This is a genomic window from Anaeromyxobacter sp. Red801, assembly GCF_049201065.2.
Classification (GTDB): Bacteria; Myxococcota; Myxococcia; order Myxococcales; family Anaeromyxobacteraceae; genus Anaeromyxobacter.
This window is the reverse complement of sequence record NZ_CM181236.1, coordinates 4,848,342-4,873,818: the sequence shown is the minus strand read 5'-3', so window position 1 is coordinate 4,873,818 and position 25,477 is coordinate 4,848,342. Positions and strand designations below refer to the sequence as shown.

Below are 25,477 nucleotides of genomic sequence, written 5' to 3'. Positions count from 1 at the left end.
GAAGCGCCGCGGACCCGAGGATCCGCGGCGCGCGCAGTGCCGTCGCCCCGAGCCGTGCCGGAGGCGAGGGGAGCTTACGCCCCGGGGAGCACCGACACCACGCGGCGGTCGCCGCGGGTCCGGCTGTACTTCACGGTGCCGTCGATGAGCGCGAACAGCGTGAAGTCCTTGCCCATGCCGACGTTCTGGCCGGGGTGGACGAGCGTGCCGACCTGGCGGACGAGGATGTTGCCCGCGACCACCTTCTCGGACCCGTAGACCTTGATCCCGCGGCGCTGGCCGGGAGAGTCGCGCCCGTTGCGCGAAGAGCCCTGTCCCTTTTTGTGAGCCATTTCCTGCTCCGTTCGCCCCGGGCCTTAGGCCCGGACCGTGGTGATGAGGACCTCGGTGTAGGGCTGACGGTGGCCCCGCTTCTTGGTCCAGCCTTCCTTCTTCTTCCGGAAGTGGATGACCTTCTTGTGCTTGCCCTGGGCGACGATCTCGCCCTCGACGGTGACGCCGGCCAGGGTCGGCTTGCCGACCTTCGCCTCGCCCTCGCCGCCGACGAGCAGCACGTCGAAGTTCACCTTCCCGCCGACGTCGCCGGCGAGCTTCTCGATCTTCACCCGGTCGCCCTGGGCGACGCGATACTGCTTCCCGCCGGTCCGAATCACCGCGTACATCGCTTCTCCTCGGAATCTGGGGAGGAAAACACGGCCGCGCGCGTGCGAGCGCGACGAACCGGCCCTCCGGAAGGGCGGTCATATACGATCGCGCCGCGGCACCTGTCAAGGAATGCCGGGCGGTTGGATCGGCGCACCCGGCCTGCCGCCGGAGGGGGGAGCCGATGTGGGCATCCCTCCGCCTTGCGGCGTGCGCCCGATCGGCCGATCCTCCGCGTCCTATGAACAAGCGACATGTGATCGCCCTCGCGTGCGCGTTCGCGCTCCCCTGCCTCGCCGAGGCCCAGGCATCGGTGCAGCTCCGCCTGGACCTTCCGGTCGTCCTCCCGCAGCTCGTCGTCGTCTCCCCCGGCGTCCAGGTGGTGCCGGACGTCGAGGAGGAGGTCTTCTTCGTGGACAACTGGTACTGGGTCCGCCACGACGGCGGCTGGTACCGCGCCCGCAGCCCGCGCGGCGGCTGGGTCTACATGCAGCCGCGCTACGTGCCGTCCCGGCTGGTCCAGGTCCCGCCCGGCAAGTACAAGCGCTTCCACCCGGGCAAGGGCCACGGCGCGCCCGCCCGCTACGAGGGCGGCGGCCATGGCGGCCACGGCGGCGACCACGGCGGCCACCCGGGCAAGGGGAAGGGCCACGGGAAGCACTGACGCCCGCACCCGAGCGTGCGGCACCGGCGGGCGGCGGGGTCGATCCCCGCCGCCCGCGTCCTTTCGCGGGGGCGCCGGGATCAGAGCCCGAAGTGCGCCGGCGACAGCCCCTTCCACTGACAGTAATCGCGCAGCTCCCGCTTCACGAGCCCCCAGGTCAGCGCGAGCGCCAGCACGTCGTCGGTGAAGCCGAACGGCACCAGGAAGTCGGGGACGAGGTCGATGGGCGAGACCACGTAGACCACCGCCGCGGCCAGCGCGGCGACCGCCTTCCACGGGACCTTGCGGTAGGTGCCGTTCGCGTAGTCGCGGATCACCATCCAGAGCAGGCGCAGCTTGCTGCGCAGCTTGGCCGGCGCGGTCTTCGCGTACCAGGGCGGGCGCGCGAGGAAGCGCCGCGCCGACTCCGCGTGCGCGCCGGCCGTCTCCGGCGTCACGTCGCGCGCATCGCGGGCGAGCTCCCGGGCGGCCGCGTCGCGGCAGGAGATGCAGTCGCCGTTCGTGCCCTGCGGGCGGCCGCAGGCGGGGCAGGTGCGGGGGGCCATGCCGAGGATCCTAATCCGGGGGGCCGCCCGCGGGGAGCGCCCCGGCCGCGTCGGGCGGGGCTCACCCTTCGCGGGCGCGGCGCCGCGCGCGCTCGGGGCGGGCCGCGGGCTCCGCCTCGACCACCTCGTGGAAGCGGCGGTAGTCCACCGCGCGCCGCCCGTCGGGCAGCGTCCGCACGATGGGCGCGAAGCGGGCGCCCCACCGGATGCGCGCGGCCGGGTAGACGTGGCGGGCGTAGATGACGCGGGTGAGCGCCTCGTCGTAGCCGCTGAAGGTGACGATGATCTCCGCCTCGGCGGCGGCGAGCGCCCCGCCGTCGGCCCCGGCGAGCGGGCTGGCCGGGCCGATGGGGTGGGCCGCCGTCCAGGCGTGCGAGAACAGCGCGGTGCCGCCGCGGACGAGCGGCAGGTCGTGCGCGCGCCGGACCGGCTCGCCCTCGTCGTCGAGCTCGTCGCGCACCAGCATCACCGACACCTTCGCGTCCACCACGTGGCTGGTGCGCTCGTTCGCCATGCGGAACTGGAGCGCCTCGCCGCCGCGGTGCGGGCCGATCACCGCCACCTCGCTGAACAGCACCCGGGCGCGGAGCAGCGAGAACTTCGCGAGCACGATGCCCGCGCCGATCACGAGCTCCGCCCAGCGCACGAACCCCTCGGCGCCGGCCACCAGCCCGGCCGCGAGCGCCCGCGGCGCGAGCGCCGCCCGCACCTCGTCCCGGCTGGCGCCGCGCGCGAGCGCCACCAGCGCCGCGATCGCCGAGCCGCGCGCCGCCGGGCCCGCCTCGCCGAGCGCGTAGTGCGCCGCCTCGAACAGCGCCGCGGTGACGAAGTAGACGAGCGCGTACACCGCGCAGAGGCGCGCCCACGGGCCGGTGACGAGCAGGTGGTACAGGTCGGCGAGCGGGCGGCGCCGCAGGCCGATCGCGACCAGGCCGCGGGTGGCCTGCCCGAACACGCGCGTGTGGGTGAGATCCGCCATGCGGCCGCGGATCCTAGACGCCGGGTGCACGGCGCGGCTAGGCGCCGGACCGCCTACCCCGGCGCTACCGCGCCGTCGCGAGCGCCGCCAGCCCGGCCGCGTGCGGCGCGCGCACCACGCCGCGCTCCGTCACGATGGCGGTGACGAGCGCCGCCGGGGTGACGTCGAACGCCGGGTACCGCGCCGGGACCCCGGCCGGTGCGATGCGCTGGCCGGCCAGCACGACCACCTCGTCGGCGCCCCGCTCCTCGATGGGGATGTCCGCGCCGGTGGGCGTGGCGAGGTCCACCGTGGACCAGGGGGCGGCCACGTAGAACGGCAACCGGTGGTGCGCCGCGAGCACCGCCAGCGCGTAGGTGCCGATCTTGTTCGCCACGTCGCCGTTCGCGGCGATGCGGTCGGCGCCCACCACGACGCAGCCGATCTCGCCGCGCGCCATGAGCCAGCCCGCCATGCCGTCGGTGAGCACCGTCACCGGGATGCCGTCGCGGTGCAGCTCCCAGGCGGTGAGCCGCGCGCCCTGGAGGAACGGGCGCGTCTCGTCGGCGAACACCGAGATGGCGTTCCCGGACTCGACCGCCGCGCGCACCACCCCGAGCGCGGTACCGTAGCCGGCGGTGGCGAGCGCGCCGGCGTTGCAGTGGGTGAGCACCCGGGCGCTCCGCGGGACGAGCGGGGCGCCGAGCGCGCCGATGCGGCGGCAGGCCGCCTCGTCCTCGTCGCGGATGGCGTGCGCCTCGGCCAGCACGTCCGCGGCCGGCGCGCCGATCCGCGCCGACATGCGCCGCACCGCCCAGGCCAGGTTCACCGCGGTGGGCCGGGCGCGGGCGAGCAGGTCCGCCGCGGCGCGCAGCCGCTCCGGGCCGGCGCCCCGCCGCGCCTCCACCGCCAGCCCGTAGGCCGCCGCCACGCCGATGGCCGGCGCCCCGCGGACGGTGAGGTCCTTGATGGCCGCCGCGACCGCGTCGGCGGTGGACAGCTCGAGCCAGCGCTCCTCGGCCGGCAGCGCCTTCTGGTCGAGCAGGCGCACCAGGTCGCGGCCGTCGTCGTACAGCACCGGCCGGAGGGGTTCACGGACCGTCATCGCTCTCCCTTGCCCAGCCCGGCGAAGAGCCGCAGCGCGAAGTACCCGGCCGCGCAGGCGGCCACGCCCGCCGCCGGCCAGCGCCCCTGCACCGCCAGCACCCCGGCCACCACCGCCGAGCCCGCCAGCGCCAGCGAGAGGAACAGCTTGCTCGGGCCGCCGGTCGCGCCGGCGCCCGCGGGTCCCGCACCCCACCCTGCCCAGCGCGCCACGGTCAGTCCCCCAGCTTCCTGCGCAGGAGCGCGTTCACCACCGCCGGGTTGCCCTTGCCGCGCATCTCCTTCATGACCTGCCCGACGAAGAAGCCGACGAGGTTCTTGCGGCCGCCGCGGTACTTCTCCACCTCGCCCGGGTTCGCGGCGAGCACCTTGTCCACCGCCGCCTCGATGGCGCCCTCGTCGGAGACCTGCGCCAGCCCCTTCGCCTTCACCACCGCGTCGGGCTCGGCGCCGGTGCGGAAGACCTCCTCCACCACCTGCTTCGCGCCCGGTCCGCCGATGGTGCCGGCGTCGATGAGGCGCAGCACCGCGGCGAGCCGCGCCGGCGTCAGCTTCCAGGCGGCGGGCGCCTCGCCGGTCTCGTTCGCCAGGCGGGCCAGCTCGCCGATCACCCAGTTCGCGACCTTCTTCGCCGCCTCCGGGCCGGCGCCGTACGCGGCGAGCGCCGCGTCGAACCAGGCCGACACCGCCGCGTCCGCCACCAGGTTCCCGGCGTCCTGGGCGGAGAGCCCCAGGCTGCGCTGGTAGCGCTCGACCTTGGCGCGCGGCAGCTCCGGCAGCCCGGCGCGGATCCGCTCCACCAGCGCCGCCTCGACGATCACCGGCGGCAGGTCCGGCTCCGGGAAGTAGCGGTAGTCGTGCGCCTCCTCCTTCGAGCGCATCGAGCGGGTCTCGCCGCGGTCCGGGTCGAACAGCCGCGTCTCCTGCACCACCGGCTCGCCCGCCTCGATCAGCTCCACCTGGCGGCGGGCCTCGAACTCGATCGCCTGCTTCAGGAAGCGGAACGAGTTCATGTTCTTGATCTCGCAGCGCGTGCCGAGCTCGGAGGCGCCCTTGCGCATCACCGACACGTTCGCGTCGCAGCGGAGCGACCCCTCCTGCATGTTCCCGTCGTTCACCCCGAGCGCCATCAGGATCGCGCGCAGCGCCTTCAGGTACTCGACGGCCTCCTCGGCGGAGCGCAGGTCGGGGCGCGAGACGATCTCGACGAGCGGCACGCCGGCGCGGTTCAGGTCCACGCCGGAGGAGCCGTCGGCGGAGACGTCGTGCACGTTCTTGCCGGCGTCCTCCTCCATGTGGATCCGGACCAGCCGCGCGGTGTGGTCGCGGCCGTCGAGCGTGAACGTCACCTCGCCGCCCTCGCAGATGGGCAGCTCGTACTGCGAGATCTGGTAGCCCTTCGGGAGGTCCGGGTAGAAGTAGTTCTTCCGCGCGAACACGCTCTTCGGGCGGATCTCGCAGCCGAGCGCGAGGCCGGTCCGCACCGCCATCTCCACCACCGAGCGGTTCAGCGCCGGGAGCGCGCCGGGGAGGCCCAGGCACACCGGGCAGGTGTGCGCGTTGGGCGCGCCGCCGAACGCGGTGGAGCAGCCGCAGAAGATCTTGCTCGCGGTGAGGAGCTGCGCGTGGACCTCGAGCCCGATCACCACCTGGAAGTCGGAGATGGGCATCTCAGGGCTCCGGGGGCGCGGGCAGCGGCCCGAGCTCGCGCTCGAGCGCGCGCGCCGCGCGGAACAGGGTCGCCTCGTCGAACGGGCGCCCCACCAGCTGCAGCCCCACCGGCAGGCCGCTCCCGGCCTCGAGGCCGCACGGCACCGAGAGCCCGGGCAGCGCGGCCAGGTTGCAGGTGATGGTGAAGATGTCCGCCAGGTACATCTGGAGCGGGTCCCCGGTGCGCTCGCCCAGCCTGAACGCGACCGACGGGGTGACCGGGCCGGCGATGACGTCGCAGGCGCGGAACGCCTCGTCGAAGTCGCGGCGGATGAGCGTGCGGACCTTCTGCGCGCGCAGGTAGTACGCGTCGTAGTACCCGGAGCTGAGCGCGTAGGTGCCGAGCATGATGCGGCGCTTCGGCTCGGCGCCGAGGCCCCGCTCGCGGCTCTCCGCGTACATCTCCTTCAGCCCCTTCGCGCCCTCGGCGCGCAGGCCGAAGCGCACGCCGTCGTAGCGGGCCAGGTTGGAGGAGGCCTCCGCCGGCGCGATGAGGTAGTAGGCGCCGATGCCGTACTTCGAGTGCGGCAGGGAGACGTCCACCAGCGTGGCGCCGAGGCGGCGGTAGGTGTCGAGCGCGGCGCGGATCGCGGCCTCGACGCCGGGGTCGAGGCCGCCCGAGAGCCACTCGCGCGGCACGCCCACGCGCAGCCCGCGCGCGCCCTCCTCCAGCGGCCCGAGGTAGTCGTCCACCGGGCGGGTGGACGAGGTCATGTCGCGCGGGTCGTGGCCGGCGATGGTGCGCAGGACCAGCGCGGCGTCGCCCACCTCGCGGGCGAGCGGGCCCACCTGGTCGAGCGACGAGGCGAACGCGACCACGCCGTAGCGCGAGACGCGGCCGTACGTCGGCTTCACCCCGACCACGCCGCAGAACGCGGCCGGCTCGCGGATCGAGCCGCCGGTGTCGGTGCCGAGCGAGGCGTGCACCTGCCCCGCCGCCACCGACGCGGCGCTGCCGCCGGAGCTGCCGCCCGGCGTGCGGGAGAGGTCCCAGGGGTTGTGGCAGGGCCTGTACGCGCTGTTCTCGTTGGACGAGCCCATGGCGAACTCGTCCATGTTGAGCTTGCCCACGATCACCGCGCCGGCGGCCTCGAGCCGCTCCACCACGGTGGCGTCGTACGGGGGCAGGTAGCCCTCGAGGATGCGCGAGCCCGCGGTGGTGGGGACGCCCTTCGTGACGAAGATGTCCTTCACCGCCACCGGCACGCCGTCCAGCTCCGAGCGGCGCTCGCCGCGCGCGGCGCGGGCGTCGGCCGCCTTCGCCGCCGCGCGCGCGCGGTCGGCGCTCACCGCCAGGAACGCGCCGAGCTTCCCGTCGGTGGCCTGGATGCGCGCCAGCGAGGCCTCGACCAGCTCGGAGGACGAGATCGCCTTCGCGGCGACGCCCGCCCCCGCCTCGCGCAGCCCGAGGCGGCAGAGCTCCTTCGCCGGCGTGCTCATTCGAGGATCCTCGGCACCTTGAAGGCGGTGCCCTCGCGCGCCGGGGCGGCGGCGGTCGCCTCCTCCGGCGGGAGGGACGCGCGCACCGCGTCCTCGCGCAGCGCCGGCAGCTCGCCGGCGGCGAGCGCGTGGGTCATGGGCTCGACCGCGGTGACGTCGAGCTCCTCGAGCTGGCGGACGTGGTCGAGGATGGCCGAGAGCTGCCCGGCGAAGGTGCGCTCCTCCTCCTCGGACAGCCTCAGCCGCGCCAGCTCGGCGATGCGCCGGACCTCCTCGAGCGACAGCGCCATCTCTCGCCTACGCCTTCGACTCCGGCTTGAACCAGTTCAGGATCGCGCTCATCACGCCGCGCGACTCCGGCTTCTCGAGGTGCTCGAGCTCGCCCTTGTCGAGGAAGATGCCGCTGCACGAGAAGCACACGTCCACGTCCACGCCGCGGAGCTTCACCTCCTGCATCTGCATGCCGCACTTCGGGCAGTGCATGAAGTGGAGGTCCTTCAGCCGCTTCCGCTCCGACTCCTCGGTCTCCTTCTTGAGCTGGAGCGCGAGCTTCCGCTTCTTCTCGGCGTCCTCCCGGACGAAGTACTCGTCCTCGGTGGTGGACGGCTTCCCCGGCGTTCCCTTGTCGGACATGGTCATCTCCTCAGTGCGTCGATGGCGTTCCGGGCGACCGCGGCCTCCTCGCCGTCGGGATGATGCGCGAGGTACCGCTCGTAGTACCTGATGGCTTCCGCGTCGTTCCCCTGCCACCGGTAGGTCTCGGCGAGCCCGAGGGTGGCGTCCGGATTCTCCGGCTCCACCCGCAGCGCCGCCTGGAAGGCCGACTCGGCGGAAGGGTAGCGGGCGAGATCGAGATAGCACAAACCCTGCCCGGTCAGGGCCGCCACGTTCTCGGGATCCGTGGCGAGCACGCCGCGGTAGAGCTCGAGCGCCCGCGCGATCTGGCCGCGGCTCCGCAGGCGGCCGGCCTGCGCCAGCGCGTCGGCGCCCGTGGCCGTCTTCGCGGCGGGGGCGGCCGCGTCCGGTGCGGCCGCGGGCGGCGCCGCGTCGGGCGACGGCGCGGCGGCGGGCGGCTCCGCGGGCGCGGCGGACGTCGCCGGCGAGGCCGGGGCGGCGGCGCCGGTGGGCGGGGGCTCGCCGGGAGCGCCGGCCGCGGGCGGCGCGGCGGGCGCGGGTTCGGCCGCGGCGGGTGGCGGGGCCGGCTCCGCGCCTTGGGGGCCGGGCGCGGGCGGCGGCTCGGCCTCGGTCGCCGGCGGCGGGCCGGCGTCGCCGCCGAACAGGTCCAGCCGGGCGCGCGTCCGGTCGAGCAGCACCTTCGCCCCGAGCCCGAGCGCGCCGGCGAGCACCAGCGCCAGGAGCAGCTGCGGCGCCCGGCTCCGCCGCAGGCTGCTGGCGGGGCGGCTCCCCGGGATCGAAGGTGCCCGCGCCGAACGCGGGGGGCGGCTCGATGCGGGCCGCGGTGGGCGGGACGGCCGGGCGCGGGACGGCGGGCGCGGGAGGCGCGGCGGCGGTCGGGCCGGGGCGCGCGGCGGGCTGGGCCGGCGCGGCCGGCGGCGCCGTCGGGGCGGGCGGTGCGGCCCGGGGCGGCGGCGCGAGCGGCCTCGCGCCGACCGCGTGCTCCGGGCGGAGCGGCGTGGTGACGAACACCACCTTCCGCCTCACCTCGAAGAGGTACCCGCAGTTGGTGCACTGAAGGGCCACGCCGGCGGCCGTCACCTGCTCGTCGTCGAGCACGTAGGCCGCCCTGCAGCGCTCGCAGCGGATGTCCATGGATCCCCGGAGAAAAGCCCGCGCTTCCGCAGGATTCTACGCGAGCGCCCCCCGCCCCGCCGAAAAATTGACCCCCCGGTACCCCCCGATATCCTCCCGGAGGCAGGCCCTCGTCCGCGCGAGCGGCGTGTTCCACCCTCGAGGTCCCGTCGTCGCCATGGGCAAGCCCAAAGCCAATCGCCGTGTCTCCCCGAAGGAAAAGGGAAAGCGCGGCGACCCGCCCGCCGAGCGCGCGAAGGGCGGCGCCGCGCCGCGCACCGGCATGGCGCGCGACGTGGGCGCCGTGGTGCTGCTCGCGGCCGCGCTCGGCAGCGGCCTCTCGCTCGCGACCTACTCCTCGCTCGACGCGGCGCTGATCGCGCACGGCGTCGCGCCCGCGAACCTGGTCGGCCCGGTCGGCCACCGGACCGCGTCCGCGCTCTACGGCGTGCTGGGCCTCTCGGCCCTGGTGCTCCCGTTCGGCCTCGGCGCCGCGGCCTGGCGCCTGTTCCGCGGCGCGCCCCCGCGCATCACGCTCGTGTCCGCCGGCGCGTACACCGTGCTCACGCTGGCGGTCGCGACGCTCTCGCACCTGGCGCTCGCCGGCAGCGTCTCGCTCCCCTTCCCGCCCGGCGGCGCGGTCGGGGCCGCGCTCGCGCGCCCCAGCGTCCACGCGTTCTCGCTGTGGGGCAGCGTGATCCTGGTGGGCGCCACCGCCACGGTGGCCGCCATCGTCGCGTGCGACCTGAAGGTGCAGACGGTGGGCGCCGCGCTCTGGCGCGCGCTCGCCGCCACCGCCGGCTTCCTCTCGCGCCGGCTCGCCACCGCGGTGGACGAGCACCGGGTCGCCGTGGCCGAGCTGCGCGCCGAGGAGGCCGCCGAGCGCGAGCGCCGGCTCGCCGCCGAGCAGCTCGCCGGGACCGCCGAGATCGAGGCGAGCGGCGAGGAGGCGCACGAGGAGGCCCGCGCCGTGGCCGGCGCGCTCGCGCTCGAGCAGCTCCGCCGCGACACCTTCGAGGATCCGGCGTGGGTCGAGGGGCTCGCCCCCGCGCCCGAGCCGCGCGAGGAGGCCGAGGGCGCCGGCGAGGGCGAGCCGGCCGCCGAGGAGCCGCCGCGCCGCCGCCGCAAGGCGCGCGAGCCGGAGAAGGCCGTCGAGGTGCGGGCCGAGGTCGAGGACCCGGCCGCGCTCCCCGTCCCGGCGCCCGCCGAGAAGCCGGAGATCGTGGTCTCGCAGGCGATGCTGGAGCGCGCCCGCAAGAAGGAGAAGAAGAAGGAGGCGCCCGCCTTCGCGTTCCAGAAGGCCGGCGACGTGTTCCAGCTCCCGGCCAGCGACCTGCTCGACGTCCACGACGAGAAGGCCAAGGACCTCGACACGGCCGGGCTGACGCGCACCGCCGAGCTGATCGTCGCGACGCTCGCGCAGCACGGCGTGGACGGGACCATCAAGCACATCCGGCCCGGGCCGGTGGTGACGCTCTACGAGTTCTCCCCGGTCGCGGGCGTGAAGCTCGCGCGGATCGAGAACCTCGACAAGGAGCTCACCATGGCGCTCAGCGCCACCCGGATCCGCATCATCGCGCCGATCCCGGGCAAGGGCGTGGTGGGCATCGAGGTCCCGAACCGCGACCGCGCCACGGTGTGGCTGCGCGACATCCTCGAGTCGGAGTCCTTCGCCTCCGCGGGCGGCTTCCTGCCGCTCGGCCTGGGCAAGAACATCGAGGGCATCCCGTACTGCGTGGACCTGCAGCGGATGCCGCACCTGCTCATCGCCGGCACCACCGGCTCCGGCAAGTCGGTCGGGCTGAACACCATGATCCTGTCCATGCTCTTCCGCCAGACGCCGGCGGAGGTCCGCATGATCATGGTGGACCCGAAGATGACGGAGCTGTCCACCTACGAGGACATCCCGCACCTGCTGCTGCCGGTGGTCACCGACCCGCAGAAGGCGGCGCGCGCGCTGCAGTGGGCCGTGGACGAGATGGAGCGGCGCACGCAGATCCTCGCCGACACCGGCTCGAAGGACCTCAAGTCCTACAACGGCAAGGTGGAGAAGCTGCGCGCCGAGGGGCGCACGTTCGAGGACCGCGACGAGGTCGCGCCGCCGCGCAAGCTCGTGGTGGTGGACGTGGCCGCGGGCGAGTCCGAGGACGAGGCCTCGGCCCGGGCCGCCACCGACGAGGCCGCCGGCGGCGCGTGGCACCCGCTGCCCGCCGAGGCGGTGGCCGGCTCGCCCGAGTTCGAGGACCCCACCGCGCCGCCGCCCGCCGATCCGGTGGCCGCGCGCGACGAGAAGAAGCTGCCCCAGAAGCTGCCGTACATCGTGGTGGTCATCGACGAGCTCGCCGACCTCATGATGACCGCGCCGCGCGAGGTGGAGATCTCGCTCGCGCGCCTCGCGCAGAAGGCCCGCGCCACCGGCATCCACCTCATCGTCGCCACGCAGCGCCCGTCCACCGACGTGGTCACGGGCATGATCAAGAACAACTTCCCCGCGCGCATCACCTTCCGGCTCGCCTCGCGCCACGACTCGCAGACCATCATCAACGGCCCCGGCGCCGAGACGCTGCTCGGCGACGGCGACATGCTGGTGCTCACCGCCACCGCGCCGGTGACCCGCGTGCAGGGCGCGTTCGTCTCCGAGGAGGAGCTGCACCGCGTGGTCGGCTTCCTCAAGGAGCAGGGCAAGCCGGTCTACGACGAGTCGATCCTGAAGGCGCGCGAGGGCGCCGGTCCCGGCGGCTACGATCCCGACGAGGACGACCCGGTGTACGACCAGGCCATCGACCTCGTGTCGCGCATGGAGGAGGTCTCGGTGTCGAAGCTCCAGCGCGAGATGCGGCTCGGCTACAACAAGGCCGCCAAGATCATCGAGCGCATGGAGCGCGAGGGCATCGTGGGCCCGCCGAACGGCGTGAAGCCGCGCCAGGTGCTGATCCGCCCCGCCGGCGAGGCGAGCGCGATCCCGAACGTCTAGCTGCGCACGTCGCCCTACATCGGCCCCGGCGGGTTCCCCTCCCGCTGCCCGGAGGGGAAGTCCCGGTCGCCTCGCGGTGTTCCCTTGCGGCGTGGCGATCCCGCGCGGGGAGCCGAGGTTGTCCGGCTCCCCGTGTCCGCGGTACACCCGGACCGGGGGCGCGCGTCCGCGCTCCGCGTCCGGGCCCACGGCATCGAAGGCGCCGGGACCGGCGCGACACGACTTTCATCCGAGAAGGAAGGACCGCATGAACAAGACCTCGCTTCGCCTCACCGCGGCCGTGACCGCGGTCCTGCTGTTCGCCGGCTGCCAGACGGCCGGCAAGCGCACCGCCATCGGCGCCGGCGCCGGCGGCCTCGCGGGCGCGGGCGTGGGCGCCCTCATCGGCGGCAAGAAGGGCGCGCTCATCGGCGCGGGCGTCGGCGCGCTGGCCGGCGGCTCGGTGGGCCTCTACCTCGACAAGCAGCACAAGGAGCTGGAGAAGATCGCCGAGACCAAGCGGACCGAGAACGGTCTGCTGGTCGAGATGAAGGGCGACATCCTGTTCGACTCCGGCAGCTCCGCGCTGAAGCCGGAGGCGATCGGCAAGCTCGAGCAGATGGGCGACATCCTCGCCAAGTACGGCGACGACCGGATCCGCATCGAGGGCTACACCGACTCGACCGGCTCGAAGTCGATGAACGAGGAGCTGTCGCTGCGGCGCGCCGACGCCGTCAAGCGCGTGCTCGTCGGCCGCGGCGTGCAGGAGAAGCAGATCACCGCGCTCGGCATGGGCCCGGTGCGCCCGGTGGCGGACAACGGCACGGCGAGCGGCCGCGCGCAGAACCGCCGGGTGGAGCTGCATATCGACGTCCCGAACGCGACCTGAGAACGGGGCGTGCCGCCCCGCCCCGCCGAGCAGAGCTCGTCGGGGACCCCACCCCTGCTGCGCGGGGCCCGTGACCTCGCGGGCCCCGCTGCGCGGGGTTCCCGCGAGGTCCCCGCGGGGAGGGGCTACCGCCCCTCCCCAGCTGCGCTGGGGCCCCTCCCTGATCGCGATGACCTCGTCGAACGAACCCCGCTGGCGTGAGCTCGGCGCGGCGATCCTGCTCGCGGCGGCCTGCGCCGGGCTGGTGCGGATCTTCTTCTTCACGCACTGAGGGCGCCCGCCCCGCCCCTGCCGACCCGCTCACCCTGAGCGTGGGCGGGCCGCAGGCCCGCCGGAGTCGAAGGGTCACCCTGAGCGTACGCCGCCCGCAGGCCCGCCGGAGTCGAAGGGCCTAGACCTTCTTCTCCTCCCCGCGCACCAGCCTGCGGATGTTCTCGCGGTGGCGCAGGAAGATGAGGAGCGCGATGGCGAGGCCGGCCCAGGGCACCGGGTGGCGGGCGCCGTAGGTCGCGAACGCGCCGGCGGCGCAGAGCGTCGTGCCGGTGAGCGAGCCCACCGACGAGATGCGCGTCAGGCCGTAGGCGACGGCGTAGCCGAGGAGGCCGGCCAGCGCGGCCCAGGGCGCGAGCACCGCGAAGATGCCGAGGCCGGTGGCGACGCCCTTGCCGCCCTTGAAGCCGAGCCACACCGGGAACAGGTGGCCGACGAACGCGGCCACCGCGACGGCGGTGGCCCAGGCCTCGGCGTGCGGCGCGCCCGCCAGGAGGCGGCGCGCCACGAGGATGGGCACGATGGCCTTGGCGGCGTCGAGGACCAGCACCAGCACGCCCATCTTCTTGCCGCCGGCCCGCGCGACGTTGGTCGCGCCGATGTTGCCGGAGCCGACCGTGCGCACGTCCACGCCCAGCACGAGGCGCCCCAGCACCACGCCGAACGGGATCGAGCCGGCGAGGTAGCCGGCCGCGACCAGGATCAGGCCGAGCAGGTCCGGGCTCACGCGCCGCCTCCGCGGGCCACCAGCCACGCCCAGTTCGCGAGCAGCGCGACCACGCCGATCGCCACCGCGGCGCGGGCCGCGCGCGGCGACGGGACCGGCAGCGGCCACCCCGCCGCGGCGCGGACGAGATCGGCCGCGGACAGCACCCAGATCCCGCCGGCCAGCGCGGCGCCGAGCGGGCTCGCGCCGAGCGCGGCGGCGAGGTCGCCGTGGGCGAGGTGCACGAACGCGTGCGTCATGCCGCAGGTGGCGCAGGGGATCCCGGCCATCCCCTTGAGCGGGCAGGTGTAGTGGAACGAGAGCACCGGGACGAAGCGCGCCACGAGGAACGTGAGCGCGCCGACGAGCGCGAACACCTCCGCGTGCCCGAACCGCCCGGTGCGCCGCCAGCCGATCACGCCGATCCTCACAGGTCGATGGCCGGGCCGTGCCCGAGGTCGGAGAGCCCGCCCAGCGCGCCGCCCAGCAGCATGCCGAGCGGCCCGAGGCAGCAGCAGACGCACAGGAGCACGGCCGGCGTCAGCACCGCCGCGGCGGCGCGGCCGGTGCCGCAGCGCTGGGCCTCGGAGAGGCCGATCACCACCGCCACCAGCCACCAGATCGGCGCGACCAGCCCGCCGCAGCCCGGCACGGCCAGCAGCGCGAACACGCCGAACGTGTAGCCCACCGTGGTGAGCGTGGCGGGGAACCCGCGCCGGGCGCCGCCGAACAGGACCAGCAGGAGGTGGATCGCGCCGGCCGCGACGTAGAGCGCCACCAGCGCGAGCAGCGGCGCGAGCAGCACCTCCCCGAGCACGATGGCGCCGGTCCCGCGCTGCACGAAGTTGCGGATGATCTCGGCCTGGCCCGGCGGCATGCGGCCGGCGAGCTGCTCCATCATCGCCACCATCTGCTGGCCGGAGAGCCAGTTGAACAGCGACTGGACCGCGACGCCGAACGCGTACGAGATCACCGCGAACAGCACCGCGCTGCCGGGCTGGTCCACGCGCACCTGGCGGAAGAAGCGCGCCGGCTCGATCGCCGCCAGCTTCCAGGTCTCGAAGTACGCGGACAGGACGCCGCGCTGAGCGCGCTCGGCGAACGGGGCCGCGAGCTCAGGGCCGGAGGGCGTGGGCGGCGGAGGCGGCGGCGGGCCCAAGCCGCCGGGCGCGCCGGGGGACGGCGGCGGGCCCCACGCCGGCGGCGGGGCGCCGTAGCCGCCGGGCGGGGGCGGAGGGGGCGGCGGCAGCTCGCCGCCGGACGGCGGGGGCGGCGGGGCGCCCCACACCGGACCGCCCGGCTCCGGCGGGCCCGAGGCGGGCGCGGAGGCGGGCGGCGGAGGGGGCTCGGCCGCGGGCGGCGCGGCGGGCGGAGCGGGCTCGGCAGGCGCCGGCGGCGGCGCGCCGGGATCGGCGAGGAGCAGCTCCGCGCCGCAGTGCGGGCAGGTCTGCCTGCCGAACCGGTCGGTGGTGAACGTCGCCTGGCAGCGGGCGCAGCGAGCGAGCATGGCGCGGAGCTTACCGCGTCCGCCCACGCCCGCCCGCGGGAAAGCGCGCTACTCGGAGAGGACCCGGACCTCGTCCACGTTGATGGCGCCGCGGCTCCGGTAGATGGCGATGACCACCGCCAGGCCGACCGCCGCCTCGGCCGCCGCCACCGCGATCACGAAGAACGCGATGGCGTGCCCGGCGAGGTCCCCGCTCCTGCGGGCGAACGCCAGGAAGGTGAGGTTGGCCGCGTTCAGCATGAGCTCGACGCTCATCATGAGGATGAGCGCGTTGCGCTTCGTGAGCACGCCGAGCAGGCCGATGCCGAACAGGATCGCGGCGAGCCAGAGGTAGTACTCGACCGGCATTAGATCCGCTCCTTGGCCACGACCACCGCGCCCACGATCGCCACGAGCAGCAGGAGGCTGGTGACCTCGAACGGCAGGAGGAACTGGGTGTAGAGCACCCGGCCGACCGCCTTCACGGTGCCGAAGTCGGCGGTGAGCGTGGCGAGCTCGCCGGTGCGCGCCTGCGCGATGGCCGACGCGAGCACCGCCACGAGCAGCACCACGCCGAGCGCGCCGATGAGCTGCATGGCGCGCCGCGGTTCCTTGATCAGGTGCTCGTCGCCGAGCGAGAGCAGCATGATCACGAACAGGAACAGCACCATGACCGCGCCCGCGTACACCAGGATCTGCATGAACGCGATGAGGTGCGCGACCAGCAGCACGTAGATCCCGGCCAGGAAGAAGAACGCGGCGACGAGGTTCATCGCGGCGTACACCGGGCTGCGGGAGACGATCACGCCGATCGCGGTGGCGACCAGCGGGATGGCGAACACCCAGAAGGTGACCTGCTCTGCCGTGACGCTCATCGCCTAGTACCTCACCGCCCCGACGAGGGCTTCACGCGAGGACTGGTCGAGGCCCCAGCCGCTCTCGCCCATGGGGCAGCGGTGCGCCTCGACGTGCCGCAGGAACTCCGGCTTGAACTTCTTCAGGAACGACTGGACCGGCATGGCCGCCGCGTCGCCCAGCGCGCAGATGGTGTTGCCGGCGATGTTGCCGGCCACCTGCTCGAGCTTCTCCACGTCGGCGGCGGTGGCGTGCCCGTGCTCGATCTTCTCGAGGATGCCCTCCATCCACGAGGTGCCCTCGCGGCAGGGGGTGCACTGGCCGCAGCTCTCCTCGGCGTAGAACTTCGCGATGCGGGCCAGGGCGCGGACCAGGCACACCGACTCGTCGAACACGATCACGCCGCCGGAGCCGGACATCGACCCGGCCGCCTTCACCGCGTCGAACTCGAGCGAGATGTCGATCTCGTGCGCGGCGAGCACCGGCGCGGAGGAGCCGCCGGGGATGACCGCCTTCAGCTTGCGGCCGCCGACGATCCCGCCCGCGTCCTCCATGATCAGCTTCTTCAGATTGTAGTGGACCGGCTTCTCGTAGACGCCCGGCCGGTTCACGTGGCCCGAGACGCCGAACAGGCGCGTGCCGCCCGACTTGCCCACGCCGAGCGCGGCGAACGCCTCGCCGCCGTTCGCGACGATCCAGGGGACGTTCGCGATGGTCTCGACGTTGTTGATGATGGTCGGCTTGCCCCACAGGCCCACCACCGCGGGGAACGGCGGCTTGAGGCGCGGGTAGCCCTTCTTGCCCTCGAGCGACTCGAGCAGCGCGGACTCCTCGCCGCAGATGTACGCGCCGGCGCCGCGGTGCACGTGGATGTCGAGCGGGAAGTCCTTCTTGCCGAGCAGGCGCGGGCCGAGGATGCCGGCGTCGCGCGCCTCCTGGATGGCCTGCTCGAGGATGCGCGCCTGCCGCGCGAACTCGCCGCGGATGTAGATGTAGGCGAGGTGGATGTCGAGCGCGTAGCAGGTGAGCGCGATCCCCTCGATCAGCATGTGCGGATCGTGCTCGATGATGTAGCGGTCCTTGAACGTGCCCGGCTCGGACTCGTCCGCGTTCACCGTGAGGTAGCGCGGGCGGACGTCCTTCGGCAGGAACGTCCACTTGAGGCCGGTCGCGAACCCGGCGCCGCCGCGGCCGCGCAGGTTCGACTTCTTCACCTCGTCCACGATGGCGGCCGGGTCGGCGCCCATGGCCTTGTCGAGCGCGCCGTAGCCGCCGTCGGCCCGGTACGAGGCGAGCGAGGCGGAGTCCGGCTTGCCCCAGCGCTTCGAGAGGATGAGCGTCTCGCTCACTTGAGCCCTCCGACGATCTGGTCGACCTTCTGGATGGTGAGCCGCTCGTGCATCTCCTCGTCCACCAGCATGGCCGGGGCGGTGCCGCAGGAGCCCAGGCACTCCACCTCGCGCAGCGTGATGCGGCCGTCGCGGGTGGTCTGGCCGTTGGCGAGCTCGAGCTTCTTCTTCAGGTGCTCGAAGACGCGCTCGCCGCCGGTCAGGCAGCAGGAGACGTTGGTGCAGACCTCGACCACGTGCCGGCCCGGGGGCTCGGTGTGGAACATCACGTAGAAGGTCGCGACCTCTTCGGCGCGCGCCGGCGACGTCCCGAGCCGCTGCGCGGCCAGGCGCTGTACCGCCGGGGACAGGTAGCCGAAGATCTCCTGCCCCAGGCGGAGGGCAGGGATCATCGCGGCAGCCTTCCGATCGGGCGGGTACCGGTTCAGGATCCCCGCCAGCTCCCGGTCGAAATGCTCGACCTTCTCACGGGGCAGTTCTTCGACCGCACCAACCGACGCAGGGTTCGTCATAAGGGTCCGGGAAGTCTGGGCGAAAACCGGGGCAGGCTAGTGAGGACATGTAAGATTGTCAAGGAGATCCGCAGCGATATACTCGACTCCTCAAGTCATGACCGAGGGACGGGAGCAGCGCCGCGACCCACGCGTTCCACTCGTCCTTAGGGTCGAGTACCCCGGCGTTCCCAACGCCGTCCGCGACGCCACCGAGAACCTCTCCGCCGGGGGCCTCTTCATCCGGACCGAGCGCGAGCTGGAGCCAGGCACGCGGATTCCCCTGCAGATCTCCTTTCCGGGGCTCCTTGCACCCTTCGAGGTCGAGGTCGAGGTGGTCCGCCGCCGGGCGCCGGGGGAGGCGGGGCCCGCCGGCGTGGCGGTCCAGATCCCGCCGGACCGGGCCGCCGATCGGCAGAAGCTCGCGCAGCTCGCCGAGACGGCGCGGAGCGCGCGCGGCCGGACCCGGGGCGGCTACCGGGTCCTGGTGGTCGAGGACAACCCGCACGTCGTCGAGATGTACGAGTACGCGCTCCGCCGGCTGCGGAGCGGGAGCGACGCGCTCGATGTGTCGGTCGAGTTCGCCACCAACGGCCAGCAGGCGCTGGAGCGGCTCGCGGCCCCGCCCGCGGTGGACCTCGTGCTCACCGACCTGTTCATGCCGGTGATGGACGGCTTCGCGCTCATCGAGCGGATCCGCGCCGACCCGCGGTACGGCGAGCTGCCGATCATGGTGATCAGCGCCGGCGCCGCCGACGCGCGCACGCGCGCCATCGACCTGGGCGTGGACGTGTACCTGCAGAAGCCGGTGCAGTTCGTGGACGTGATGAGCACCGTCCGCACGCTGCTGCACGTGCGCGGCTGAGCCGCCACTTCGACTCCGCCCGCTCACCCTTCGACTCCGCCCGCTCATCCCGAGCGTAGCGCGGCCGTGAGGCCGCGCGGAGTCGAGGGACGCTCAGGGTGAGCGGATACGGTCCGCAGGGCCGCGCGGAGTCGAGGGAGGAGTCGAGGGACCGTCACAGCCGCTTGCGCATCACCACGTGCTCGATCCCGGCCTCCTGGAACGGCGCGCCCTCGGGCACGTACCCGTGGCGCCGGTAGAACGCCTCCACGTAGCGCTGCGCGTGCAGCTCGATCTCGGCGAGCCCCTCGAGCCGCGCCCGCGCCTCGAGCGCCTGGAGCACGAGCCCGCCCACGCCGTCGCGGCGGCGATCGCGCGCGACCGCCATGCGGCCCACGCGCCCCACCCCGCCCGCCTGCCGCACCAGCCGGCCGGTGCCGACGCAGCGGCCCGCGTCGAGCGCCACCACGTGGAACGCGGTCGCGTCCTCGGCGTCGTGCTCGAGCTCCATGGGCACGCCCTGCTCGGCCACGAACACCTCGTCGCGGAGCGCGAGGGCGAGCCGGCGCAGCGGCTCGGTGTCGGCGGGGACGACGGAGATCGGCATGGCGGGCTCCTCGGGCTCTTTCACGGAGAGGCGATTCACCAAACGAAAACGCCCGCCGGAAGGCTCCGGCGGGCGCGGTTGCTCCGGTCTGCCGGAAGGCTACTTCTTGGCCTTCTTGTTGAAGATGTCCTTCAGCGCCTTGGCGGGCGTGAGCTTGATGGCGGTGCGGGCCGGGATCTTGATCTGCTCGCCCGTGGCCGGGTTGCGGCCGATGCGGGCCTTGCGGTCCACGAGCTTGACCGCGCCGAGCCCGCCGAGCGGGATCTTCCCCTCGGCCTTCAGCCGCTTCGTCACCACCTCCTCGACCGCCTCGAACACCGCGCGCACCTGCGCCTTCGAGACCTGCGAGCCCTCGGCCACCGCCTGGAAGAACTGAGCCTGCGTCATGTAGGGGATCCCTCCGTTCGCACCGCCGCAAGGTTTTCGAGGCGGCGAATGGCTTCGGAGATATCGCTTCCGGATCCACACGTCAACTTCATCGCGGCGCGGATCGCCTGGAAAATGGGCCGATCGTGACGATCCCGGGCCGCCGCCCCCCGCCCGGAAGGCGGGCGGCAGGGAGCACCCGGAGTCACGTGAGGGCGGCCACGATCTCGAAGACGATGAGCAGGATGATGGCGAGCTCCAGCAGCTCCGACCGGCTGGTGTCGGCGGCGTCGCCGATGAGGTCGTTCACCTCCGCGAGGAGCCGCTGCTTGCGCAGGACCGACTCCTGCCACGCGGGCAGGCGGAAGCGCCGGACGGCCGACTGGTACAGGCGCGCCAGGTAGAAGTCCCCCACGATTTTCACCGCGTTTTCCAGCCTTTCGATCATTTCCGAGAGCTCGAGCAGGAGCGCGGCGGTGCGCCGCTGGAGCTTGCGGTAGCGGCGCGTGAACACGTTCGCGACCGGGCTGCCGCCCGCCTCGATCTCGTCGTAGATGCGGTGCAGCTCGGTGTCGAGGAGCGCGTCGTAGTAGCGCAGCTCGAGCAGGTGGGCGGTCGCGAACTCGAGCAGGTCCGGGATGTCCTCCACCCCCGAAGGCTCGGAGACGAAGGCGCTGTTCCAGTGCACCACCGCCAGGTCGTCCTGCAGGTAGGAGAACCGGTGGGACAGGACCTCCTGCCGCTCCGCCGCGGAGAGCGGCACCTCGCTGGTCTCGCCGAGCAGGAGCTCCGGCACGTGCCCCCCCGAGAGGAGGTCGCTGGCCGGGATCGGCCCCTCCTCGAAGCGGCGCACCAGGAACACCTGGTAGCTCTCCAGCCCCTCCCACGCGTGCGGGCGCTCCAGCGCGGCGCCGAGCGCGCGCGCCACCGCCTCCGCCTCGCGGCGCGCCGCCGTGTCGAGCGCGGGCGAGGGCTCCACGAACAGCGCCTCGGCGAGCGGCACGAGCGCGCCGAGGCTCGTGCCGGGCGCGATGGGCAGCCGGTAGCGGATCGAGACCACGCCGTAGTCGAACACGTGCGCGCTCGCCTCGGCCGGCCGCGTCCCGTCGCCGAGCGGGAGGTCGCGCGCGCCGAGCGCGAGCTGCAGCGGCGGCCGCGGGAACTCGAGCGCGGAGGCGGACTGGGCGCCCTCCAGCCGCAGGCGGCCCGCCGGCGCGGACGCGGCGCGCTCGGCGGCCACGAGGTCCACCGCGTCCGCCACGTCGAACAGCCGGTACACCAGCACCTCGCCGTCCGCCACCCGGGGCCCGTCCAGCGTGCGCATGCCGCGAATCTACAGCGCCTCCCCGGCGCGTGGGGTCGCCGCGAGGTGGAACGACCCGCCCGCGCGTCCAGGGCACCGCGCCCCAAGCACAGGCCCCCGCATGCCCGTTGCGGCCTGGCGGGGTTCGTCGTTCATGTTGCGCGCGCCTGCCCCCGCGGACCCCGTGAGCCTCGCCGTCATCCACAACCCGCGCGCCTCGCCGCGCGTCCCCGCGCGCTGCGAGGTGCGGGTGCGCCAGCGGCTCTGGCGCTGGTCGGCCGAGACCGCCGACCTCGGGCCCGGCGGGTGCCAGCTGATCTCCGGGCGGCGCATCGCGCCGGGGCGCGCGGTGCGGGTGACGCTCGCGCTGCCGGCGCTCCGCGTCGAGGTGCGCACCGCCGCGCGGGTGGTGTGGTCCCGGCCGAGCGCGCCGGGGCGGCTCGGCCTCGCCTTCGAGGGCACGCCGTCGCACCGCGCCTGGTTCCAGGCGCTGGCCCTCGCCGACCCGGCCGTCTCGGCCGCCGCCCGGCGCGCGCCGGACCGGCTCCCGCTGGAGGCGCGCGTCTACCTGGGCGCGCCGCCGCCGCCGGCGCCGGGCTTCACGCCGGACGAGCTGGCGCTGCTGCGGCGGGTGGGATCCGGCGTCCGGGTGGGCGGCCTGCTCGCGTCGCTGGGCGGCACGCCGTCGGAGCGGACCGTCGGGGCGCTGTTCGGCCTGGTGACGCGGCGGCTCCTGGTGCTCGAGGCCGCGGCGTCGCCCGGCCCGGAGCGCTGGCGCGCCACGCTGGCCGCGGCCGAGGCGGCCGCCGGCGTGCCGGCGCTGGCCCGGCCCTCGACGGCGCAGCGGCTCTTCGAGGAGGGCATGGAGCACCTCGCGGCCGGGCGGACCGCGCTCGCGCTCCGCCGCTTCGAGGAGGCGCACGCGCACGCGCCGGCCGACCGCGAGATCGCGGCCATGGCGGCGCGGCTGGCGCGCTGGAGCTGATGGCGCCTCCCGTTCGCGCGGGGCCCGTCGCGAGGCACACGATGGCGTCGCCGAGCCGGGCACACGAGGACCGAGCAGCGCAGGCGTGCCCGTAGGCACGTCGAGCAGCGCAGGGACGAGTCTGCCCGGCGCAGGCAGCCAGCGTGCGCCGCAGCAGGGCTCCGCGCGAATGGGCGGCGCCGTGCTACTGGCCGACCAGCCGGAGCGGCGGCGGCGCGGTGCGCTTCGGGAACTGGATCAGGTAGTCGCCGGTGAAGCAGGCGTCGCAGAACCCGGTCCGCTCCTCGCCCATGGACGCGTACATGCCCTCGAGCGAGAGGTAGCCGAGCGTGTCGGCGGTGACGTAGGTCGCGATCTCCTCGATGGAGTGCGTGCTCGCGACCAGCTCCTGCCGCGACGGCGTGTCGATGCCGTAGTAGCAGGGCCAGGCGGTGGGCGGCGAGCTGATGCGCAGGTGCACCTCGCGCGCGCCCGCCGACCGCAGCATCTTCACGATCTTCCGGCTGGTGGTGCCGCGCACCACCGAGTCGTCCACCACCACCACCCGCTTGCCGCTCAGCACGTCCTTCAGCGCGTTCAGCTTCAGCTTCACGCCGAAGTGGCGGATGGACTGCTGCGGCTCGATGAAGGTGCGGCCGACGTAGTGCGACCGGACCAGCCCCATCGCGAACGGGATGCCGCTCTCCTCGGCGTAGCCGATGGCGGCGGGGACGCCCGAGTCCGGGACCGGGATCACCAGGTCGGCGTTGACCGCGTGCTCGCGCGCGAGCTGGCGGCCGAAGCCGTGGCGGACCGCGTACACCGACCGGCCGAACAGCACCGTGTCCGGCCGCGCGAAGTAGATGTGCTCGAAGACGCAGCGCCCGAGGCGCGCCGGCGGGCGCTCGTCCGGGAAGAGCCGCTCGCTGCGCAGCCCGCTCCCGTCCACGATCACGAGCTCGCCCGGCTCCACCTCGCGCACGTACTCGGCCTCGATGAGGTCGAGCGCGGTGGTCTCGCTCGCGAGCACCCAGCTCCCCTTGAGCCGCCCGAGCACGAGCGGCCGGAAGCCCATCGGGTCCCGCGCGCCCACCATCACCTTGGGGGTGAGGAACAGGATCGAGTACGCGCCCGACACCCGCCCCAGCGCCTGCCGGACCGCGCCCACCAGCTGCTCGGCCGAGCCGGGCGCGCCGGACGCCCGGGCGCGGGCGATGAGGTGGACGATCACCTCGGAGTCGGTGGAGGCGGTGAAGATCGAGCCCTGCGCCTCCAGCTCGGCGCGGAGCGCCTCGGCGTTCACCAGGTTGCCGTTGTGCGCGAGCGCCACCGGGCCGCCGGCGTACTGGACCGCGAGCGGCTGGGCGTTCTTGAGGTGGGAGGCGCCGGTCGTCGAGTAGCGGACGTGGCCGATGGCGGCCCCGCCTTTGAGGGTGGAGAGGACGCCCGCGTCGAAGATGTCCGCGACGAGGCCCATGTCGCGGTGGGTGTGGAGCGTCTCGCCGTCGCTCGAGACGATGCCCGCGGATTCCTGCCCGCGGTGCTGCAGCGCGTGCAGGCCGAGGTAGGTGAAGTTGGCGGCCTCTTCGGACTGGCCCACCGCCCAGATCCCGAAGACGCCGCACTCGTCCTTCAGCTTGTCGTAGACGGCGTCGTACCCCATGAGGCGCGGGAGTATAACGATCCACGCTTGAAAATGCCTCCCGCCAGACGACTCCTCCTCGCGGCCGCGTTCCTCCTGGGAATTCCCGCCGCGATCCTCGCCGTCGCCTCCCTCCCGTGGCACGGCGACCGGCCCGCGGAGGCGCCCCGCGTGACGGCCGTGCGCCGCTGCCAGGGTCCGCTGTCCGCCGGCGCCGCCGCGGCGACGTTCGAGCTGCCGCCCGGCGTGCCGATCGGCGGCTTCGCCCGGCTCCGGTACGCGAGCGAGGGGATCCGCGATCCGGTGGGCGCCCGCGCGCTCGTCCTCTCGGCCGGCGAGTGCCGCTTCGCGCTCGCCTCCGCGGAGATCCTGCTCGTCCCGGAGGCGCTCGAGGTGGCGGTGCGCGCGCGGCTGGGCGACGTCCCGCTCGACGGGCTCCTCGTCGGCGCCACCCACACGCACTCCGGCCCGGGCGGCTACTGGGATCACGTGTTCGGCGAGCACATCGCCACCGGCCCGTTCGACCCGGTGCTCCGCGATCGCATCGCCGGCGGGATCGCCGAGGCCATCCGCGCCGCCGCGGCGGCCTCCGGCCCGGCGCGGCTCTCGGTGGGCGAGGGGCGCGCCGAGGAGCTCGCCTACAACCGGACCGTGGGGCCGGTCGAGGCCCGCCTCACCGTGGTGCGGATCGACCGGCCGGACGGCACGCCGGTCTCCGAGGTGGCGGTCTTCGCCGCGCACCCGACCACGCTCGGCCGCGCCAACCTGCTCATCTCCGGCGACTGGCCGGGCCGCTACCTCGCCGGCGGCGGGCACGGCGTGCGGCTCTTCTTCCAGGGCGCGCTCGGCGACCAGGCGGCGACGCCGGTGAAGGGCCCGGAGGGCACCCCCACCGATCGCTACGGCGACGCGTTCGCGCGCGCGGTGGACGGGCTCGCCTACTCGGTGCCGGACCCCGCGCCCGCGATCGCCTTCGCCACCGCCGACGTGCCGCTGCCCGCGCCGGATCCCGGGGCCGTCCCGCCGCTCCTGCGCCGCGCCGCGAGCAACGCGTCCTGGGACACCATGCCGGCGCGCGCCGACGTGGAGGCGCTGCGGCTCGGCGGGCTCGTGCTGGTGGCGGTGCCCGGAGAGCCGGTCTCCGAGGTCGCCGAGGCCTGGCGCCGCGCGGCCGGGCCGGGCGCGCAGATCGTCTCGCTCGTGAACGGGTACGTCGGCTACGTGGAGACGCCGCGGATGATGGCCTCGGAGCGCGGGGAGACGCCGCGGACCTACTACGGGCCGTCGCTCGGGGCGCGGCTCGAGCCGGCGGTGGCGGCCGCGGCGGCGGCGGTGCGCGGCGAGCGGCCGGAGCGCGCGCCCGCGGGCGCCGGACGCACCCCGGCGGCGGCCGGCCGCCGCTGAGCCCGCCTACTCCCGCGGCTTCAGCGGCGCGAGCTCCTCCCACGTCGGGCCCTGCGGGACCTTCCGCATCGCCTCGGTGAGCCCGTCCGGCGGCACCACCAGCCGGCGCGACTCCATGCCCATCCACGCGCCGCTCAGCACGATCCGGGCCGCGGTCTTCCCGCCCGGCCGCCAGAACTCGTGCGCGAGCTTCCAGCGCGCGCCGTCCGAGGAGAGCCCGAGGCCGGTCAGGTCCACCTCGACCGAGTCGCCCAGGCGCAGCTCGCGGACGTAGTCGATCTCCTCGCGCAGGAGCACCGGGCCGATCCCGAGCTCCTCGAACCGCGAGAACGGCCAGCCCTGGTCGGCGAGCCAGCTCATGCGCGTGTCGATGGCGTACTCGCTGTAGGCGGTGTTGCGCATGTGGCCGTTCGCGTCGCAGTCGGCCCAGCGGACGATGAAGATCTTCGTGTAGCGCATCCGGTTCTCGGCTCCGAGGTGGGTAGCCGATTGTTTACCCCCGCGCCGGGCCCGACGCGGGGACCCGCTTGGGACGG

General features: G+C 74.4%; 30 protein-coding genes and 1 pseudogene. 7 read left to right on the top strand and 24 right to left on the bottom strand.

Annotated elements, in window-relative coordinates:
* Positions 1 to 74: 74 nt before the first annotated feature.
* Both rpmA and rplU read right to left on the bottom strand, forming a co-directional pair.
* Positions 75 to 332: a 50S ribosomal protein L27 gene (gene rpmA, locus ACOQFB_RS22440; RefSeq protein ID WP_011423227.1), complete on the bottom strand. Its 258-nt coding sequence runs from the start codon at positions 330 to 332 to the stop codon at positions 75 to 77.
* 24 nt (positions 333 to 356) lie between these two features.
* Positions 357 to 662: a 50S ribosomal protein L21 gene (rplU, locus tag ACOQFB_RS22435; protein WP_011423228.1), complete on the bottom strand. Its 306-nt coding sequence runs from the start codon at positions 660 to 662 to the stop codon at positions 357 to 359.
* A gap of 221 nt (positions 663 to 883) precedes the next feature.
* Here rplU and ACOQFB_RS22430 point away from each other — a divergent pair, with 221 nt between their 5' ends.
* Positions 884 to 1,306, top strand: coding sequence for a hypothetical protein (locus tag ACOQFB_RS22430; RefSeq protein WP_421610480.1), 423 nt, complete (start codon positions 884 to 886; stop codon positions 1,304 to 1,306).
* A gap of 80 nt (positions 1,307 to 1,386) precedes the next feature.
* On the opposite strand, the gene ACOQFB_RS22425 is transcribed toward ACOQFB_RS22430, so the two are convergent.
* The 9 genes from ACOQFB_RS22425 to ACOQFB_RS22385 all read right to left on the bottom strand — a co-directional run bounded on the left by ACOQFB_RS22425 (position 1,387) and on the right by ACOQFB_RS22385 (position 8,409).
* Positions 1,387 to 1,851, bottom strand: a complete 465-nt coding sequence (locus ACOQFB_RS22425) for a YkvA family protein (RefSeq protein WP_059437345.1) — start codon at positions 1,849 to 1,851, stop codon at positions 1,387 to 1,389.
* Between the two features lie 61 nt (positions 1,852 to 1,912).
* Complete coding sequence (locus tag ACOQFB_RS22420; RefSeq protein ID WP_421610479.1) at positions 1,913 to 2,830, bottom strand: potassium transporter; 918 nt, start codon at positions 2,828 to 2,830, stop codon at positions 1,913 to 1,915.
* Between the two features lie 64 nt (positions 2,831 to 2,894).
* Positions 2,895 to 3,914 (bottom strand): S-methyl-5-thioribose-1-phosphate isomerase, encoded by a 1,020-nt coding sequence (mtnA, locus tag ACOQFB_RS22415; protein WP_059437343.1) that lies wholly within the window; start codon positions 3,912 to 3,914, stop codon positions 2,895 to 2,897.
* A complete protein-coding gene (locus tag ACOQFB_RS22410; protein WP_421610478.1) occupies positions 3,911 to 4,126 on the bottom strand; it encodes a hypothetical protein in 216 nt (71 codons plus the stop codon). Before ACOQFB_RS22410 ends, mtnA begins: the two co-directional genes overlap by 4 nt.
* Before the next feature lie 2 nt (positions 4,127 to 4,128).
* Positions 4,129 to 5,583 carry an Asp-tRNA(Asn)/Glu-tRNA(Gln) amidotransferase subunit GatB gene (gene gatB, locus ACOQFB_RS22405; RefSeq protein WP_421610477.1) on the bottom strand — a complete coding sequence of 485 codons (1,455 nt, stop codon included), beginning with the start codon at positions 5,581 to 5,583 and terminating at the stop codon, positions 4,129 to 4,131.
* A gap of 1 nt (position 5,584) precedes the next feature.
* The gene (gene gatA / locus ACOQFB_RS22400) at positions 5,585 to 7,063 is read right to left on the bottom strand and encodes an Asp-tRNA(Asn)/Glu-tRNA(Gln) amidotransferase subunit GatA (RefSeq protein WP_421610476.1); all 1,479 of its coding nucleotides are present in this window, start codon (positions 7,061 to 7,063) and stop codon (positions 5,585 to 5,587) included.
* The gene (gene gatC, locus ACOQFB_RS22395; protein ID WP_421610475.1) at positions 7,060 to 7,353 is read right to left on the bottom strand and encodes an Asp-tRNA(Asn)/Glu-tRNA(Gln) amidotransferase subunit GatC; all 294 of its coding nucleotides are present in this window, start codon (positions 7,351 to 7,353) and stop codon (positions 7,060 to 7,062) included. Before gatC ends, gatA begins: the two co-directional genes overlap by 4 nt.
* Before the next feature lie 7 nt (positions 7,354 to 7,360).
* Positions 7,361 to 7,696, bottom strand: a complete 336-nt coding sequence (locus ACOQFB_RS22390; RefSeq protein ID WP_059437338.1) for a TFIIB-type zinc ribbon-containing protein — start codon at positions 7,694 to 7,696, stop codon at positions 7,361 to 7,363.
* Between the two features lie 2 nt (positions 7,697 to 7,698).
* A complete protein-coding gene (locus ACOQFB_RS22385) occupies positions 7,699 to 8,409 on the bottom strand; it encodes a tetratricopeptide repeat protein (RefSeq protein ID WP_494492375.1) in 711 nt (236 codons plus the stop codon).
* A gap of 71 nt (positions 8,410 to 8,480) precedes the next feature.
* On the opposite strand from ACOQFB_RS22385, the gene ACOQFB_RS22380 reads away from it, so the two are divergent.
* Positions 8,481 to 8,756, top strand: a complete 276-nt coding sequence (locus ACOQFB_RS22380) for a hypothetical protein (RefSeq protein WP_494492374.1) — start codon at positions 8,481 to 8,483, stop codon at positions 8,754 to 8,756.
* A 17-nt stretch (positions 8,757 to 8,773) separates the two neighbouring features.
* Here ACOQFB_RS22380 and ACOQFB_RS22375 read toward each other — a convergent pair.
* Positions 8,774 to 8,833 (bottom strand): annotated as a pseudogene (locus ACOQFB_RS22375) (zinc-ribbon domain-containing protein); the annotation flags it as partial.
* Positions 8,834 to 8,990: 157 nt separating this feature from the next.
* Here ACOQFB_RS22375 and ACOQFB_RS22370 point away from each other — a divergent pair.
* Together ACOQFB_RS22370 and ACOQFB_RS22365 are read left to right on the top strand one after the other, a co-directional pair.
* Positions 8,991 to 11,786: a DNA translocase FtsK gene (locus ACOQFB_RS22370; protein ID WP_421610473.1), complete on the top strand. Its 2,796-nt coding sequence runs from the start codon at positions 8,991 to 8,993 to the stop codon at positions 11,784 to 11,786.
* Between the two features lie 247 nt (positions 11,787 to 12,033).
* Positions 12,034 to 12,654, top strand: a complete 621-nt coding sequence (locus tag ACOQFB_RS22365) for a YiaD family glycine zipper/OmpA-like lipoprotein (RefSeq protein WP_059439307.1) — start codon at positions 12,034 to 12,036, stop codon at positions 12,652 to 12,654.
* Positions 12,655 to 13,045: 391 nt separating this feature from the next.
* Here ACOQFB_RS22365 and plsY read toward each other — a convergent pair whose 3' ends face one another.
* From plsY to ACOQFB_RS22330, 7 genes are read right to left on the bottom strand one after another with little or no spacing between them, the layout of a single operon-like run.
* Positions 13,046 to 13,651 carry a glycerol-3-phosphate 1-O-acyltransferase PlsY gene (plsY, locus tag ACOQFB_RS22360; protein ID WP_421610472.1) on the bottom strand — a complete coding sequence of 202 codons (606 nt, stop codon included), beginning with the start codon at positions 13,649 to 13,651 and terminating at the stop codon, positions 13,046 to 13,048.
* Positions 13,648 to 14,049: a DUF2752 domain-containing protein gene (locus tag ACOQFB_RS22355; protein WP_059439305.1), complete on the bottom strand. Its 402-nt coding sequence runs from the start codon at positions 14,047 to 14,049 to the stop codon at positions 13,648 to 13,650. Before ACOQFB_RS22355 ends, plsY begins: the two co-directional genes overlap by 4 nt.
* Positions 14,050 to 14,057: 8 nt before the next feature.
* Complete coding sequence (locus tag ACOQFB_RS22350; protein WP_421610471.1) at positions 14,058 to 15,137, bottom strand: YIP1 family protein; 1,080 nt, start codon at positions 15,135 to 15,137, stop codon at positions 14,058 to 14,060.
* 48 nt (positions 15,138 to 15,185) lie between these two features.
* Positions 15,186 to 15,485: an NADH-quinone oxidoreductase subunit NuoK gene (gene nuoK / locus ACOQFB_RS22345; RefSeq protein WP_012528283.1), complete on the bottom strand. Its 300-nt coding sequence runs from the start codon at positions 15,483 to 15,485 to the stop codon at positions 15,186 to 15,188.
* Positions 15,485 to 15,991 carry an NADH-quinone oxidoreductase subunit J family protein gene (locus tag ACOQFB_RS22340; RefSeq protein WP_059438949.1) on the bottom strand — a complete coding sequence of 169 codons (507 nt, stop codon included), beginning with the start codon at positions 15,989 to 15,991 and terminating at the stop codon, positions 15,485 to 15,487. Before ACOQFB_RS22340 ends, nuoK begins: the two co-directional genes overlap by 1 nt.
* A 3-nt stretch (positions 15,992 to 15,994) precedes the next feature.
* A complete protein-coding gene (nuoF, locus tag ACOQFB_RS22335) occupies positions 15,995 to 17,320 on the bottom strand; it encodes an NADH-quinone oxidoreductase subunit NuoF (protein WP_059438948.1) in 1,326 nt (441 codons plus the stop codon).
* On the bottom strand, positions 17,317 to 17,712 hold the full coding sequence (locus ACOQFB_RS22330) for a complex I 24 kDa subunit family protein (protein ID WP_237758142.1): 396 nt from the start codon (positions 17,710 to 17,712) through the stop codon (positions 17,317 to 17,319). The genes nuoF and ACOQFB_RS22330 overlap by 4 nt, the downstream gene beginning before the upstream one ends.
* 217 nt (positions 17,713 to 17,929) lie before the next feature.
* On the opposite strand from ACOQFB_RS22330, the gene ACOQFB_RS22325 reads away from it, so the two are divergent.
* Positions 17,930 to 18,676, top strand: coding sequence for a TIGR02266 family protein (locus ACOQFB_RS22325; protein WP_059438946.1), 747 nt, complete (start codon positions 17,930 to 17,932; stop codon positions 18,674 to 18,676).
* Positions 18,677 to 18,830: 154 nt separating this feature from the next.
* Here the strand turns inward: ACOQFB_RS22325 and ACOQFB_RS22320 are convergent, their stop codons facing one another.
* The 3 genes from ACOQFB_RS22320 to ACOQFB_RS22310 all read right to left on the bottom strand — a co-directional run bounded on the left by ACOQFB_RS22320 (position 18,831) and on the right by ACOQFB_RS22310 (position 20,952).
* Positions 18,831 to 19,262: a GNAT family N-acetyltransferase gene (locus tag ACOQFB_RS22320; RefSeq protein ID WP_421610470.1), complete on the bottom strand. Its 432-nt coding sequence runs from the start codon at positions 19,260 to 19,262 to the stop codon at positions 18,831 to 18,833.
* Between the two features lie 99 nt (positions 19,263 to 19,361).
* Positions 19,362 to 19,649, bottom strand: coding sequence for an HU family DNA-binding protein (locus ACOQFB_RS22315; RefSeq protein ID WP_011423249.1), 288 nt, complete (start codon positions 19,647 to 19,649; stop codon positions 19,362 to 19,364).
* Positions 19,650 to 19,833: 184 nt separating this feature from the next.
* Positions 19,834 to 20,952, bottom strand: coding sequence for a hypothetical protein (locus ACOQFB_RS22310; protein ID WP_059438944.1), 1,119 nt, complete (start codon positions 20,950 to 20,952; stop codon positions 19,834 to 19,836).
* Positions 20,953 to 21,115: 163 nt separating this feature from the next.
* Between ACOQFB_RS22310 and ACOQFB_RS22305 the strand changes: the two genes are divergently transcribed.
* Positions 21,116 to 21,916, top strand: a complete 801-nt coding sequence (locus ACOQFB_RS22305) for a PilZ domain-containing protein (RefSeq protein WP_237758141.1) — start codon at positions 21,116 to 21,118, stop codon at positions 21,914 to 21,916.
* A gap of 184 nt (positions 21,917 to 22,100) precedes the next feature.
* On the opposite strand, the gene purF is transcribed toward ACOQFB_RS22305, so the two are convergent.
* On the bottom strand, positions 22,101 to 23,558 hold the full coding sequence (purF, locus tag ACOQFB_RS22300) for an amidophosphoribosyltransferase (protein ID WP_059438942.1): 1,458 nt from the start codon (positions 23,556 to 23,558) through the stop codon (positions 22,101 to 22,103).
* A 150-nt stretch (positions 23,559 to 23,708) separates the two neighbouring features.
* Between purF and ACOQFB_RS22295 the strand changes: the two genes are divergently transcribed.
* The gene (locus tag ACOQFB_RS22295) at positions 23,709 to 24,941 is read left to right on the top strand and encodes a neutral/alkaline non-lysosomal ceramidase N-terminal domain-containing protein (RefSeq protein ID WP_421610469.1); all 1,233 of its coding nucleotides are present in this window, start codon (positions 23,709 to 23,711) and stop codon (positions 24,939 to 24,941) included.
* Positions 24,942 to 24,947: 6 nt separating this feature from the next.
* On the opposite strand, the gene ACOQFB_RS22290 is transcribed toward ACOQFB_RS22295, so the two are convergent.
* Positions 24,948 to 25,400 carry an acyl-CoA thioesterase gene (locus ACOQFB_RS22290; protein ID WP_011423254.1) on the bottom strand — a complete coding sequence of 151 codons (453 nt, stop codon included), beginning with the start codon at positions 25,398 to 25,400 and terminating at the stop codon, positions 24,948 to 24,950.
* Positions 25,401 to 25,477: the final 77 nt, after the last annotated feature.

Bases quoted from the DNA above. Each gene is read 5' to 3' on its own strand.
- rpmA (WP_011423227.1), bottom strand. From the start codon at position 332: ATGGCTCACAAAAAGGGACAGGGCTCTTCGCGCAACGGGCGCGACTCT.
- rplU (WP_011423228.1), bottom strand. From the start codon at position 662: ATGTACGCGGTGATTCGGACCGGCGGGAAGCAGTATCGCGTCGCCCAG.
- ACOQFB_RS22430 (WP_421610480.1), top strand. From the start codon at position 884: ATGAACAAGCGACATGTGATCGCCCTCGCGTGCGCGTTCGCGCTCCCC.
- ACOQFB_RS22425 (WP_059437345.1), bottom strand. From the start codon at position 1,851: ATGGCCCCCCGCACCTGCCCCGCCTGCGGCCGCCCGCAGGGCACGAAC.
- ACOQFB_RS22420 (WP_421610479.1), bottom strand. From the start codon at position 2,830: ATGGCGGATCTCACCCACACGCGCGTGTTCGGGCAGGCCACCCGCGGC.
- mtnA (WP_059437343.1), bottom strand. From the start codon at position 3,914: ATGACGGTCCGTGAACCCCTCCGGCCGGTGCTGTACGACGACGGCCGC.
- gatB (WP_421610477.1), bottom strand. From the start codon at position 5,583: ATGCCCATCTCCGACTTCCAGGTGGTGATCGGGCTCGAGGTCCACGCG.
- gatA (WP_421610476.1), bottom strand. From the start codon at position 7,063: ATGAGCACGCCGGCGAAGGAGCTCTGCCGCCTCGGGCTGCGCGAGGCG.
- gatC (WP_421610475.1), bottom strand. From the start codon at position 7,353: ATGGCGCTGTCGCTCGAGGAGGTCCGGCGCATCGCCGAGCTGGCGCGG.
- ACOQFB_RS22390 (WP_059437338.1), bottom strand. From the start codon at position 7,696: ATGTCCGACAAGGGAACGCCGGGGAAGCCGTCCACCACCGAGGACGAG.
- ACOQFB_RS22370 (WP_421610473.1), top strand. From the start codon at position 8,991: ATGGGCAAGCCCAAAGCCAATCGCCGTGTCTCCCCGAAGGAAAAGGGA.
- ACOQFB_RS22365 (WP_059439307.1), top strand. From the start codon at position 12,034: ATGAACAAGACCTCGCTTCGCCTCACCGCGGCCGTGACCGCGGTCCTG.
- ACOQFB_RS22350 (WP_421610471.1), bottom strand. From the start codon at position 15,137: ATGCTCGCTCGCTGCGCCCGCTGCCAGGCGACGTTCACCACCGACCGG.
- nuoK (WP_012528283.1), bottom strand. From the start codon at position 15,485: ATGCCGGTCGAGTACTACCTCTGGCTCGCCGCGATCCTGTTCGGCATC.
- ACOQFB_RS22340 (WP_059438949.1), bottom strand. From the start codon at position 15,991: ATGAGCGTCACGGCAGAGCAGGTCACCTTCTGGGTGTTCGCCATCCCG.
- ACOQFB_RS22330 (WP_237758142.1), bottom strand. From the start codon at position 17,712: ATGATCCCTGCCCTCCGCCTGGGGCAGGAGATCTTCGGCTACCTGTCC.
- ACOQFB_RS22325 (WP_059438946.1), top strand. From the start codon at position 17,930: ATGACCGAGGGACGGGAGCAGCGCCGCGACCCACGCGTTCCACTCGTC.
- ACOQFB_RS22320 (WP_421610470.1), bottom strand. From the start codon at position 19,262: ATGCCGATCTCCGTCGTCCCCGCCGACACCGAGCCGCTGCGCCGGCTC.
- ACOQFB_RS22315 (WP_011423249.1), bottom strand. From the start codon at position 19,649: ATGACGCAGGCTCAGTTCTTCCAGGCGGTGGCCGAGGGCTCGCAGGTC.
- ACOQFB_RS22310 (WP_059438944.1), bottom strand. From the start codon at position 20,952: ATGCGCACGCTGGACGGGCCCCGGGTGGCGGACGGCGAGGTGCTGGTG.
- purF (WP_059438942.1), bottom strand. From the start codon at position 23,558: ATGGGGTACGACGCCGTCTACGACAAGCTGAAGGACGAGTGCGGCGTC.
- ACOQFB_RS22290 (WP_011423254.1), bottom strand. From the start codon at position 25,400: ATGCGCTACACGAAGATCTTCATCGTCCGCTGGGCCGACTGCGACGCG.